Raw genomic sequence first — 13,920 nt, forward strand, 5'->3', positions numbered from 1 at the left:
AACTATACTTTTTTAGTTTGAAATTTTTTCGTTCTAATATAAGCCAAAACCGAAACTAGAATAACAATAGCTACTAACACATAAATAAACTTTGGAATAGGAATTGGGTCTCCAGCAGCATAACTGTGTAGACCAGATAAATAGTAATTTACTCCAAACGAGGTCATAATAATCGAGCCAAATGCAAATACACTAGCTGTGTTTAAAACATAGCGACTTTTTAATGCAGGAATAAAACGTAAATGCAAAACAATCACATAGACTATTATACTAATAAGTGCCCAAGTCTCTTTTGGGTCCCAAGCCCAATAACGCCCCCAACTTTCGTTTGCCCAAATACCACCTAAAAACGTGCCTACTGCTAAAACGAATAAACCTATCGTCATTGAGATTTCATTAATGTATGTGAGCTCTTTAATACGAATATTGATAGCGTCTTTCGTTTTTTCTGTTCTAAAAACATATAGCAACAATGCCATAAAACCTAAGACAGCAGATAGAGCTAAAGGAGCATAGCTACTAACAATAGTTGCTACGTGTACTTTTAACCAAAACGACTTTAATACAGGCATTAAGTTGGTTATTTCTGGACTCAACCAATCTAGATAGCTAACAAATAATAAAGCGCCAGAGAATAGCGTAGAAAGCGGTAAGGCAAAATCCGATTTTCTAAATGTCATTAAACCACAGAGTAGTAAAACCCAAGCTACAAATACCAACATTTCGTAACCGTTACTCCAAGGTGCGTGCTGCGCCACATACCAACGTAAAATGATGTTTCCTGTAAATAGAATAAAACTAATGAGTGTTAATAATATGAAGGTATTCCAAATGATTTCAACAGCTTTTTTCTGACTAAAAATTCTAACTATGGATAACACTAAAAGAATAGTGCCTAAAGTGAAAAACACCTGAAACAACCAGAAGTTTAGGTTTAACTGATTGTACCATAATTCGGCTTCTACACGTTTTCTACTCGGAATAATTTCTTTTCCTAAAACATCTTGAAACGTTTTAATATAGTCAAGTTTCTCACTAGCATCTACCCAGTTTTTTTCGTTGACGTCTTTAAAATAATTCGGAATTATTTGCTTTGCAAACTGACCGTCTTCAGCTGGGAAATCTTCAAAATGATGCGTTTGACTGTACCAAGTATTATTGTCATCATTACTATTGGGAAACACTTTTAAATAATTTCCAGAACAAACATTAAATAAAATATTAAAACGCTCGTCTACTTTTATAACTTCTTTGTCAAACTCACTGCGCTCGGCAGGTTTCTTTTTATTGGCTTGCTCAACAACTTCTCCTAAAAGGTATTTTCCTTTATCATCTAATAACCCAATAAAAGACACTAATCCATCCTCGCTAATGTCTAAATCTTTAAAAAGCACACCACCTTTTTTAGCATCTACTTTTATTATCGGAATGAATTGCCAAACATTTGCTGACGATTGCATTGCTAAAAAAGCTTGATTAGCAGTCAAGCGAATACTTTCTCCGTTTTTAGTGAATTTGAAATACGGTTTACGAGACAGCTTTCTTAAAAATTCAGAAGCCAGTGTATTAATTGGTTTTATACGTCCGTCTAAATCTTGAACCATCAAGCGCCCAAACAATTCGGCGTGTTGTACGTTAACCGTTTGTTGTTTTATAGTTTCAATGGTTATTTCTGGAATTTCAGGTTTTTCATTTTGTGAAAATGAAATACTTGAAATACTAAAAAAGAGTAGCAATAGAGTAGCGCTTTTAAGCTTCTTTAATTTCTTATTAATTAAAGTGAAACGCGAGGTTTTTCCGAAGAGTGTAAAAAACATACCTATCATCATTAAAAAATAACCTAAATACGTCACGTTTGTGCCTAAAGCATCGTGATTTACAGCCAAAACAGTTCCTAATTCATCAGTATCGTAACTGGCTTGAAAAAAGCGATAGCCTTTATAATCTAAAACGTTATTCATAAAAATACGATGTGGCGTTTCGGTATTATTATCAATCACTTTTACTTCACTTGCATATGCTGAAGGACTTGTAGAACCTGGATAACGCTCCAGTTGAAAATCGTCTAAATGAATAGAAAAAGGTGTGATTACAGGTTCTGCACCATAGGATAACGATACTTTAATATTTTCTATTTCAATATCGTGCATTGTTGGTAAAAAACCTTGTCTGTATAATAAAGTCGATTCTTTTTCGGTGTTATTTACTTTCACGTTTACAACTAAAGCATCGTCTTTTTGCTCGTCGTTATCTTTTGGTTTTTCTGCTTCGCTAATTAAACCAATAGTTGCTTTTGGATGAAATGATAAAGGCACAAAAGAGGCATCGCCATCACGATATAAGGTGCGTAATTGAATGGTATGTACGCTGTCTTTTTTAATCGTTCCAGCAGTTTCAGTAGCCATAACGAAAGTGCTTAAATTTCTAGGTGACAGAATACTAAACAGACCGTCTTTTTCCATGATATTAATAACACCTGGTTCATCAACTTCAAAACCAACTTTGTGTTGGTGTTGTCCAATAGCTTCAATTTCTCCTTTTTCTAAAAACACAGATTCTCGTCCATTTCCTGCAGAAACTACCATTTGAATCATCGGTTTTCCGTTAGGTTGATCGTCTTTTATCTGCGGAATCGCATCTGCTACAAACTCGTTATATGATACTGTAATTGATGTATTGTTAAATTCTGTAGTAATACTAAAATCATTATCACTTAAAGGCGAAAAGGTTAGTGGTTTTCTAACGGTTTTCGTTGTTTTTCCATCGGTTAAATGAATATGAAGGTAATTGGCATCAGAAATAATAACATTAGACGATGCACCTTCGCGAATACGCATAATACCGCCATAAGAATTGTAACGCGTGATGCTTGCACCAATTAGGATAACAATAAACGCCAAATGAAATAGTAATAATGGCCACTTCTCTAAACGGAAAAGTTTGTATTTGTAGATATTCATTATAAAACAAATACCTAAACCAACCATAACGAGTTCAAACCACCAAGCATCGTAAATGAGTTTCCATGCGGTTGCTGTACCAAAATCGTTTTCTACAAAGGTAGCGACAGCCATAGCGATTGCAAATACAAACAAGAGTAAGGTGGCTAATATTGGAGAAGCGAGTAGGCGATAGAGTTTATTCATTTATGGTGTTGTGGTTGTTTCAAATAATAAAGATACCTTCTGTAGTTTTACAGAATGGCATCTTATAAAATCTATTTTGGTTAAAAACTAATCTGTAGCTGAAACAGCTTTCTTATCGTCATATGTTGCTTCACGTGCTTTAGCTTCTTCTAGCCATTTTGGTAATAAGTTCTTTTTAAAGGCTTCTTTTTCAGCATGCAATTTTTCCATATCTAAGCCAATAAATTCTTGTGCTTTTTCTTTAGTAGACACATCTGGCATTTCAATTGGTTTGTTATGACCTAGAGTTGCCAACATACGTGCTAATTTTACACGAGCTTCTTGTGCAATAACTAAACCAGAACCAATAACTCTAGCAGTTTCAACAGGAGAATGAAAGGATGCTCCGTGAGATGCTGCCGAATAATCCCAACGCCATTGTGCGTGACGAATATCAGTTAAAATTGGTTTCATTTGTGCTTCAGTCGCACCTAAATCCCAACATTTTTTAGCTTCTAGATGAGATTTAACTAAAAGGTCTTCTAGTTTTAAACGGTTTTCAGTAGCCTTACGTTGTCTTTCATATACATTAGCTATTAGTTTACTAGATTCTTCTCTATGACAGACTTGACAAGCATTAGACGTATTACTTAAAGGAGAACGAATGTGATGATCTGTAAATTTTTGTCCGCCTTCACTTTTATAAGGCATATGACAATCTGCACAAGAAACACCTCTATCAGCGTGAACGCCAGTTACAAATGTTTCATAACCTGGATGTTGAGCTTTAAGCATTGGTGTTTTACTTAATTTATGTGTCCAATCTGAAAATTCGATGTTATCATAATAGTTTTCCATCGCTTCAACTGTGAAACCATCTTTCCAAGGAAATTTTAAATAAGGCACACCTTCTTTTCCTGGTATTTTTTTATCGAAATAATACTCAACATGACATTGCGCACAAACAAGAGAGCGCATTTCGTTATGCGTTGCTTGATTAATATCTTTTCCCATAGCATCAAACGCTTCAACTAAAGCTGGACGCGTAATACGTAGTTTCATACTATTTGGGTCGTGACAATCTGCACAACCAATCGGGTTTACAATTTCAGCACCTTTATCTGCCCATTTTCCGCTGTAAAATTCAGCAATACCAATCTCATTCATTAAACGTGGTACATCTGGACTTTTACATGTCCAACAGGTTGCTGGCATTGGTCCATCTCCTTTTCCTTCTGGACCACCAGTTCTTAATGTATTATGAATATCTTCAATTGCATACGCGTGACCACGACCTTGATTATAATCTTTAGAAAAACCATAACCTGCAAATAAAATTACTAAACGAGGATCTTCTTCAAGAACATCACGCATAACAGAACCTCCTTGATAAGATGCAAAAGTGGTATCTAAAGTTTGTAAAGACGATTGGTATTCAAGCGGAAAATTTTCACCCCAAACCTCGTTTCGAGGTTCATTTTCTGCAATATCAACTTTTGGTACAAATTGGTACTTTGCTTCAGATTTCCTGTTAATAATACTTGAGGCTAATAAGCCCAGCAGGAAAACTGCTATGATGGTTACGATAAATAATACTTTATTTTTCATCTTTTTTGGTTTTAATCTTTATTTCCAAGTTGGTCTTCCATCCAAGACGGAATAACTAATTCTTCTTTATCTGTTGGTAAAGGCGCCAAGTTAAATTTTACAGTTGTTAAACCGTGTAATTTGCCGTGAGGTACTTGTTTGTGGCAACTCCAACATTGGCGACCTGTTCTATTTTCGTTATGACCTTCTAACCAACCATCATATTTTGCTTGTGTTACTTGTTGTACGTGGCAGCGTATACAGTTTTGTTGTACTACTTTCTGAGAAGCTTCTTTCATTTTAATAACGTCTGGCTCGGCCCTAGCTGTAAAAACAGAAGCGTGATACAAACCATCTTTGGCTTTGAAGTAATACTTATTAAATACATTATTATGCGGTACGTGACAGTCATTGCATTTTGCCCATTCACGATGAGAACTATTCATCCAACTGTTGTAAACTGGTGTCATGACGTGGCAATTAACACAGGCTAAAGGATCATCAGATAAATAAGAAGTTATTCTTGATTCTCTAGCCATAAACAAGCCCATGCCAATAACAATAGCTATAAAAAACATTGCTGTTTTTCGCCATTTGGAATCCTTGGGTAATATGCTGATTTTTAGCTTCAAGAGATTACATAAAGATATTGAATATCAACTTTAATTTGTAGTATTATTTTGTTTTTTTTGCGCACTATTAAATAGGGTTGGTGTTACTTTTAATTGTACCCAAGCCCAATTATTGGTATTATCGTTTGGTCTTCCTGCTTTAACTAAACTCATACTATCTGAAGCAAATAGATGCGAATACCCAACATTAAGTGTAGCAAATGGCATTAATTTATGTGTGTAGACTAAGTCTAATTCAGTACCTAAATAGCTGTCTGCATTATTTGATAATGCTGCGTTAGCAGAAAAGTAGTGTCCTTTTACTAATAGGCTTGACTTTTCACTAGTTTTAAAAACTGCTTTAGCATATAGATCATTTAAACCAACATTATTAGCATGATTACCAACATAAAAATAGTCCATAAAGCCATTAAATTTATGATTTGTACCATATAATGGGAAGAACGATTTATTTTTAGAATCTCCATCTTGGTTTGTACCACTTAATAATTCTAATCCTAAACCGAAAAGTGTTTTATTAGGTTTATAATTTGCTTCTAAAGCGACTTGGTATGCCGCAAGATTGGTATTGTCATTAGCTTTACCAAACTGATAGTATGCAGAACCATTTAGTTTTACTGCGTCAATAGGGAAGGAGAAGTAGGTTCCAGTCGTTTGTCTGTAAAACACACCATCCGGAATATCGTTATCGTCTCCTGTAAATTTTTGAAATCCATTATTTAAGAATAAGAAACTTGCTGAAAGTTTATCCCAATCTTTTTTAAGATAAGCAAATTGCATAGCCTTATAAGTGAATGCTCCTGACAAGTTAAAATCTGTTCCTAATTGTCTTTGGTTTTCTTGACTAAAGGCAAACCCCAAATCTGCTTTAAAACTCCCTTTATTATACTTTATTAATGCTGCATCATGAAAACGACCTTGCATTGCCCAATCTAAGCCACCAAAAATTCTTTGGTCGTCATAAGACAGCACTTGCCTGCCTAACTTTGTAGACCAGTTGTCATCAAAATCATAATGTATCCAACCTTGAAATAGTGAAAACGAATTGTTACTATCTGCAGGATCTATTTGTCTTGTATCTCCCCAAGTACTCACGTCTTGAAAACTCATCATAATAGTAAGTTTGTCAATTTTGTAGTTTAAGTTTAACCGTGTTCTTTGTACTACAAATGCTGCAGGATCGGCATTGTCTGGAAATAAATTACCAAAACCGTGACGGTATTCAAAACGAGGTCTTATATCTGCATCTACTTTAAACTGCGAAAAAGCTTTAGAAAAGAAGAGAAAAGAACAAACGAGTAAGATGTGTTTTATAGTCATAGCGGATGGTTTTTGTGGTTTACTATGATTATAAATTTAAAGAATTATTTTTAATTAAGACGCACAATACAGATCTAATAATCAATTGATTATGAGTAACAAGTAACTTGTTGACTCAATATTAATATCTCTAGGGCTAATTATATACTATAATTTATTTTTTCATACTCTTCTAAAAACTAATGTATATGATTTAGAATGTATATATTTTGTTCTAAAGAATTTATTTTTCTGGTACAGAATAATATATCTTAGAAATAAATAATTTGGTATATCATTTTCTAATATGATTGGATATATATTATTATTTGAAAACTTAGATTTTATTATTTCTATTTTACATAATATTAATTATAGTACAAATATCATATTTTGATTATATCTTGTTGTTATGCCATTTGATAGCTATAATGTAATATTATGTAAAATATCCCATAAAGTCTTGTACACACAATAAACTGTAGTACTTGGGTCATTAAACATTAGACTCTTGGGTTTAGTACTAAATAAGAAACATTCTGCTGTTTGTAGCTATAATTAGCCATTATGTAAAATTGCCGCTGCCTATGCGCTCGATTGCTTTTTATAAATTAAACGCTTACTGGCGTTTATTTCTAAACTCAATTTCCAACCGCATAGCCACCGCCATAAAAAAGCTAACCTTTTAGATTCATTCAAAATTCGCGTATTCGATAATAATCCTGCAATATTTTTTTCTACGGCATTCTCGTAAAGGTTTCCGCAAGAGTATAAAATTTAAGAAAAATAAATTTCTATACACTTGCTCTAATTGTGCTATAATTCAACCTTTTTTGATTTGTGCTGTTTATGGTATTTAGAACTGAAATTTGAAATCGTGACAATAATAGTTAATGATTATCTTTTTTTCTTGATAAAAAAAGAAACAAAAAAATCAAGGCTGCACAAAACTTTGGAAACAATCACGGCTCAATCGCTATATTTTAGAAAACATTGGAACTATTATTATTGCTTTGAACTAGCCTTAAACCTTATTAATATTAAGAATATGTATTGCTAGACCTCTAAAATATTCACGCTCATTCGCCTATTGTTTTAACCAAAGTTTTCTAAGGCCGTTTTGCCAACGCTTCATCTGGGTAAAAACGCCGGTCTATTTTACATAATACTTAAGTGGTTAAATCATTAAGACATAATTCTATTCCGTGTAAAATCAATGATTTCTTATTCTTTTTTAAATCTGCTGCAACCCAATAATTTACTTTGTATATCCGGTCAATTTCTTTATCAATTTCTGCTTTAATTATTTCAATAATTTCAAAAGATGTTTTTCCATTGTAAAACTCTATTAAACCTATAGTTGCACAATTAATAAATGCATCAAGAAATTCATTATTCCAGATATAAACTTTTTTAGAGTGCCCAATATAACATAATAAGCCATTTTGCACAGTTAATTCATTTCCTAAAATTGCTCCTGTACTACAAGCAAAAGAATACATAAAACCACCTGTAAGTGCAGAACCATTTAAGTTATTCGTTATATATGGCTGATTACCTTTTATTAAAGCATTTGAAATTCCGTGGGAAAATGAACATATAATAAAGCTTTCTTTATTTTGAGCAAATGCAGTTATTCCTGTATGATGAATTTGAGGTGTTGTTAAGCTCGAATATGTAATATTTTGATTTTCAAAATATGATTCCATAACCTCTTTACAAGCTCTAAAAAAAAAGCCAGCTCTTCCGTCTTCATCGTCTGAGATAAGTAAAGTTTCTGCCATTATAACTTTTCTTTACCCCTAAGCAATAAATCTATAGTGAGTGAATTTAGTTTTTCCGCAAAATCTTTACCAATCTCAGTTTGATTTCTTACTTCGTTAGAAATATCATTCAAGGAAAAAGCTTCCCCTTCAGAAGAAAAATAAATTGGTTTATCCTTATCCTCATTATTTTCAATTACCCATTCATCAATTGCGCTAGCAATATTGTTTTTAATTTTATTTTTAGCACGATTAACTGATTCAATAAGTAGATCATCATATCCAACTTTACCTCTAACTATGTAATCAAAAGCTTCTAAACCAAATAGTTGATGTATTTTATCAAGTAGAGATGTTCCTGGCAAGTCTTGAGCAGATAAAATTATTACTTCTACTAAAAAACTATGCTCTCTTATTTTCTCTAATACATCATAACCATTTAGTCCATTTCCGAAATCGATATCTAAAATCACAATAGTCTTTCTAGTAAGATGATTTATAACAAAATTTAGACCTTCTTCTGGATCGTCTATTAATTTTACATTATTATACAATTCCTTAAGATTAGTTATAATTAAAGAATGTTCTTTAATATCATCGTGTATTACTACTACATCTACATCAGATTTCATCTTTTATAACTTTTAATGGTAAACAGATTTTAAATGTTGTACCAGTTGGTTTAAATTCATTCTCAATTAATTCTACACTTCCTTTCATAGCATTAATTCTAGTTTTAACAATATAAAGCCCCATTCCTGCTCCCCCTTCTGATTCGGTAGTTGTAAAATATATATTAAAAATTTTATTTTGGATTCTCTTAGGCACCCCTACTCCATTATCAGAAAAATAAATTTCATACATATCACCATTCAAGTTACCTGAACATTTAATGTGTTTTTTTCCTTTTATGCTTTTAAGAGCTTTTAAGGAGTTTCCAATTAAATTCTCAAAAATATCTTCAAAAAATTTCAGGTTATGTGTAAAAACAAATGAATCCTTCATTTCAACAGTATAATGAATATCATTTTTAATAAAACGATCCCGATAAGTTTTATTAAATAAATCAGAAATAGTTGCTCTTAAATCTATTTCAGTAAAGCCTACATTTGATTTTGCATAACTAAGCATAAAATCAATAGCAGATGAAAGTTTATTCATTTCGACTCCAATATGATCAGCGTGTTTTAAGTAATGGTTATTATATTTTTCATCTGGATAATAAACTGTAAAAAACTTAGCACTATCACTTATATTAGATATGGAAGTTCTTACTACGTGAGATATTTCAGAGGCATAATCTTGTAATGACATTAAGCTTAAAAATAAATTTCTTTGCTTAATTTGCTCTTTTTCTAATTCGTTATAGTCACTTATTCCTCTTTTAATCTGTACTTCAATTTCTCTAACATTCGATGTGACTTGAGTTAACTTTTCTTTTACTTCTGGCGTAGCAATTTTTCTAATGGCTCTAATAATTGCACTAGTTTTTTGCAAATCATTGTGAGCTATCTTTAATTTTGATTTTGTTTCTTCTCTTTCTTCAGTTTTTTGAGCAGATATTTTTTTCTCAAGTTCTTTGATTTGGTCAATAATAAAGGTTCTTAGCTCTCTATATTGTTTATTGTCTACAAAATCCTGTCTATTGGTAGATTCTAGTATAAGAGGATTGTTTTTGTCAGTAATTTCTATAAAGCCTAATAAATCTCTAGAGCTAATTTTATCAAAAAAGCCAGAGTATCTTCTCTTATCTATTCCAAGAATATCTCTTTCTTTATCTCTCTCTAATGCATATTCTGCGAATGGAGTAGTTATAAGCCCATCCCGATATATTTTGACTCCATCTATAATAGCCCCTGAGTAACTTTTATTAAATTTTCTTTTATCATTTTGATCAAAATAAAATAGTCGCATTTTAACGGGGCCCATACTATCATCATCATAATCAGATTCAATAATATCTAAATTATTGGTTTGCTCATTAAAAAATAATCTTTGCTGCTTTTTTCTTCTTAAATCAAAATCGATTTCTACTTCTAAAGTTGCAAAGCCTATAGAGTTATTTTGAACTAAAACATCATTTAATTCTTTATATTCATTAGATGATACATATATGTTAAATGGATAATCAAAAGTCTCGATTGGGGATATAAGTTTAGACAACTCTGTTGTTGCTTTTCTTATATCCTTTTCAACCCAAGGATCTGTAATGTTGTATATTTCTATTGAGGTTCCGTGAGTCTTTTTTTCTACTGTTTCTTCCCAATATTTATTTTCAATATCAGTAAAATATTGAAATTTTGAATCATCAAAACTAAGCTGAAGCTGTTTTGACTCTATCTGTTCATATTTAGTCCAATCTGTTTCAAGGCAGTGTCTGATTGTTGAGCCTTTCATTGTGGTTTTTAAAATAACTTTAGCTCCGAGTTTATCTACTGCAAAACGACCGACTCCTTTTTTACCAACAACTCTACGATTATATGGTGCGGGAGACCTTCTAGTTTCCCTTTTACTCATAGTCCCTATAACCATCCACTTATTTTCAAGATCAAATAAATCCATTCCAGAACCATCATCTTCTATTACAATTCTACTCTTATTCGACAAGGTATTTACATCGAAAAATTTAACACTTACATTTTCAGAATTTGCATCATAACTGTTTTTTACAATTTCAAATAACGCAGTAATCCTATCAGTAATTAATTCTCTACCTAGCAGACGGTAAGAACTAATATCAAAATTAAATTTTAGGTTTTTTATATTGGACATATTATACAGCTACGATTGATTGATAATCCTTTCAAAAATTACTTTAGCCAAAATAGGTGGCACAGCATTTCCTATTTGTTGCTGCATATACATTAATGTCCCTTTAAAAATAAAATCATCAGGAAAACTTTGTAATCTTGCAGCTTCTCTTACTGATAACCCTCTGTTTTCAAAAGGATGTATCAACATATTCTTTCTATAATTAGAAATTACTACAGATGGTTTTTCAGAATTTAAACGTTTATAAATTCCAGAATGACAGTTATTTTTGTCTGCATAATTTGTCATTAGCTCATCTGGTATGGCTCTCCAGTTTTGCCCCTGTTTTATATGCCTGTAGCGTTCTAGTACATAATCCCTATTTCTTGAAACATAATTTTGAGTTGAATAGTTGGAATTTGCCCTCATAGTTTCTGCAAATTCATTATTTGCTAAACCATTATAAGGCAAGGATTCAATGAAATCACCATTTTGTAAATTTGGTAAATCAAAAAATGCATCAGCTACTGTGAATTTATTCAGTATTGGCTCAGGAAATTTAAATTTTATTCCATTTCTATTACCAATCATAAAAAAACGTTTTCTATCCTGAGGAACACCATAATCAGATGCAATTAAAACATCAAAATTTACAGTATATCCTAAATCTTCTAATCGCTTCTTTAAAATTTTTACGACTTTACCTTTTTGGAAACTTCTAAAACCTTCAACATTTTCAAAAACACACCATTCAGGTTCAAGTTCTTCTATGAATCTTAAAAATTCTTCAAATAGACTATTTTTTTCATTCTTAGAATTTCGAGTAACAGTATTAGATAAAGAAAAACCTTGACAAGGTGGTCCTCCAAATAGTACAAATGGGTTTTTAGATATTAATTCTGTAGGTTTAACATTTCTTATGTCTTCTACAATAACTTTTGATGAGCTATGGTTCTTAAGAAAAGTCTCTGCAGCATATTTATCATTTTCAACAGCAAAAGAAATATTGATTCCAGCCATTTCTGCACCAAGACTCATACCTCCTGCCCCACTAAAGATATCACATCCTAGATGTGCATTATTATTCAAACAAGTACTGTTTACATCTGTCTGTAATGATAATTTATCTTCAATTAAAATATCCATAATTTATTTCTCGACAAGTTTTAATTCTTTACATACTTCTTCAAATATTTCACAAGGAGTTACATCAATAGCTAAAGCTATAAGGTATAACTCATTAGCTCTTAACTTCGTTCTTTTATTATTTGACAATTCACTCAGTCTAGTTTTACTAATTCCTGTTTTCCTAGATACATCAGACCTGTTTACAGATTTTCTAGATAAATAAAGTCCTAAATCAGTCATTTTTGTCCGTTTTTTAGATTATAAATCTAAAAAATAAGTCCGTTTATTCCGATTTTCTAAACAATTAGTTTTTATTTTATCCGATTTTTGATATATTTGTTCCGAAAAACGGGATATTTAATCTTAAAAACATATAATTTATGGGTAATTCAAGATATACAAAAGCAGATTTAGAACGTGTTGTTTATACTCAATTAGATAATTTAAATGCAATCCACGATTTACTTAGAGTTATGAAACTTCAAAATGAATTGATAGAAAATGCCAATAAGAAATTAAAAGATGAGATTATTGACTTTAAAAAGAGAGTTAATTATTCAACTGGCAAGAAATAAAGCCATTCCATACACATTTTGCCTCCACTCCTCTGCCCTTTCTGCAAAAAGAGTATTCCATTACATTTTTTAAAGAAGTTTTTAGAAAGAAAAAAATCCAAGAAAATTGGGTTAAAAAACTTCGCTTTTACCAAAGCAAAGTTACATAACGCAGAACATTATAGTACATTTTATAATAATTAGCGAAATAGCGCTTTTCAGCGATATTTGACATAATTAATGATATAACGTCTTCAGACTTATATCTAGTAATTTGTGTATAGTATTTTAAAATTCACATTCGATTTTTTTAAAATCAACATTTTTATTTAAGTAAAAAAACAAAACTTGTCTTAATACATAATTACCTAACGTTTATTTATTGTGTGAAAATAACGTGAATATTTCGTGAAAAAAGCTATAAAACGTGAAAAAACATATCAATTTTAAAATACTGGACACAAATATATTTTGTCGTTAACCATTTAAATTATGAGCGATTAACCATTTAAAATATGAAAAATAACAAAGTGTTTTACTCAAAAGCCTTATTAACATTAAGGTTGTGTTTTTAGTTTTATGAAAAACTCGTGAAAAAACAATAAAAAAAGCTTCATTTTTACAATATTATGTTAAATAGAAAAATGTGAGATTTTTTACTAACTATAGAAATCTCATAATTTTAATATTCTGCATATTTGCACATAAATTTTCAAATACACGATTCTCAATAGGTTTATAAAACAATATTCTGTGAATGGTATTTTAAAATCATCAATATCTATTCAAATAAAAACAGCATTTAGCATAATATCTAATCCTTAACTTTACTAGAATAAGAACGACTTTTTACAATAATTATTAATCTGTGAAATATTAGAATTCTTGACAAACTATAATCTTCAAAAGATATAGTATCTTACTTTAATCGCCTAGTTTGTGTTTATGTGGTTTAAGCTTAGGATGCTTGGGCATATTTGGAGGAGTAACTCTTCTCCTTCTGTCTGGTGTACCATCTGGTTTTTTTGGTTTTGGTCCAGGTTTAATAGCTTCAATTTTCATAATAATATTTTGTTTTTAG

General features: G+C 31.3%; 11 protein-coding genes. 1 reads left to right on the forward strand and 10 read right to left on the reverse strand.

The window, feature by feature from the left end; translation table 11 throughout:
- Nucleotides 1–2 precede the first annotated feature (2 nt).
- From ccsA to Q0997_RS07650, 9 genes are all read right to left on the reverse strand, one after another.
- A complete protein-coding gene (ccsA, locus tag Q0997_RS07610; protein WP_299886898.1) occupies nt 3–3,146 on the reverse strand; it encodes a cytochrome c biogenesis protein in 3,144 nt (1,047 codons plus the stop codon).
- An 87-nt stretch (nt 3,147–3,233) separates the two neighbouring features.
- Nucleotides 3,234–4,733: an ammonia-forming cytochrome c nitrite reductase gene (gene nrfA, locus Q0997_RS07615; RefSeq protein ID WP_299886901.1), complete on the reverse strand. Its 1,500-nt coding sequence runs from the start codon at nt 4,731–4,733 to the stop codon at nt 3,234–3,236.
- A gap of 11 nt (nt 4,734–4,744) precedes the next feature.
- Nucleotides 4,745–5,344 (reverse strand): cytochrome c nitrite reductase small subunit, encoded by a 600-nt coding sequence (gene nrfH / locus Q0997_RS07620; RefSeq protein WP_299886904.1) that lies wholly within the window; start codon nt 5,342–5,344, stop codon nt 4,745–4,747.
- Between the two features lie 30 nt (nt 5,345–5,374).
- On the reverse strand, nt 5,375–6,664 hold the full coding sequence (locus tag Q0997_RS07625; RefSeq protein WP_299886907.1) for an alginate export family protein: 1,290 nt from the start codon (nt 6,662–6,664) through the stop codon (nt 5,375–5,377).
- A 1,148-nt stretch (nt 6,665–7,812) separates the two neighbouring features.
- Nucleotides 7,813–8,427 (reverse strand): hypothetical protein, encoded by a 615-nt coding sequence (locus tag Q0997_RS07630; protein ID WP_299886910.1) that lies wholly within the window; start codon nt 8,425–8,427, stop codon nt 7,813–7,815.
- Complete coding sequence (locus Q0997_RS07635) at nt 8,427–9,038, reverse strand: response regulator (protein ID WP_299886913.1); 612 nt, start codon at nt 9,036–9,038, stop codon at nt 8,427–8,429. The genes Q0997_RS07630 and Q0997_RS07635 overlap by 1 nt, the downstream gene beginning before the upstream one ends.
- Nucleotides 9,028–11,178, reverse strand: coding sequence for a sensor histidine kinase (locus Q0997_RS07640; RefSeq protein WP_299886916.1), 2,151 nt, complete (start codon nt 11,176–11,178; stop codon nt 9,028–9,030). Before Q0997_RS07640 ends, Q0997_RS07635 begins: the two co-directional genes overlap by 11 nt.
- Nucleotides 11,179–11,187: 9 nt before the next feature.
- A complete protein-coding gene (locus Q0997_RS07645; RefSeq protein WP_299886919.1) occupies nt 11,188–12,303 on the reverse strand; it encodes a DNA cytosine methyltransferase in 1,116 nt (371 codons plus the stop codon).
- Between the two features lie 3 nt (nt 12,304–12,306).
- Nucleotides 12,307–12,525 (reverse strand): helix-turn-helix transcriptional regulator, encoded by a 219-nt coding sequence (locus Q0997_RS07650; protein ID WP_299886922.1) that lies wholly within the window; start codon nt 12,523–12,525, stop codon nt 12,307–12,309.
- 140 nt (nt 12,526–12,665) lie between these two features.
- Between Q0997_RS07650 and Q0997_RS07655 the strand changes: the two genes are divergently transcribed.
- The gene (locus tag Q0997_RS07655; protein ID WP_299886925.1) at nt 12,666–12,860 is read left to right on the forward strand and encodes a hypothetical protein; all 195 of its coding nucleotides are present in this window, start codon (nt 12,666–12,668) and stop codon (nt 12,858–12,860) included.
- 903 nt (nt 12,861–13,763) lie between these two features.
- On the opposite strand, the gene Q0997_RS07660 is transcribed toward Q0997_RS07655, so the two are convergent.
- On the reverse strand, nt 13,764–13,901 hold the full coding sequence (locus Q0997_RS07660; RefSeq protein WP_299886926.1) for a hypothetical protein: 138 nt from the start codon (nt 13,899–13,901) through the stop codon (nt 13,764–13,766).
- Nucleotides 13,902–13,920 lie beyond the last annotated feature (19 nt).

The sequence above is a fragment of the uncultured Lacinutrix sp. genome (genome assembly GCF_947500325.1).
Taxonomy (GTDB): domain Bacteria; phylum Bacteroidota; class Bacteroidia; order Flavobacteriales; family Flavobacteriaceae; genus Lacinutrix.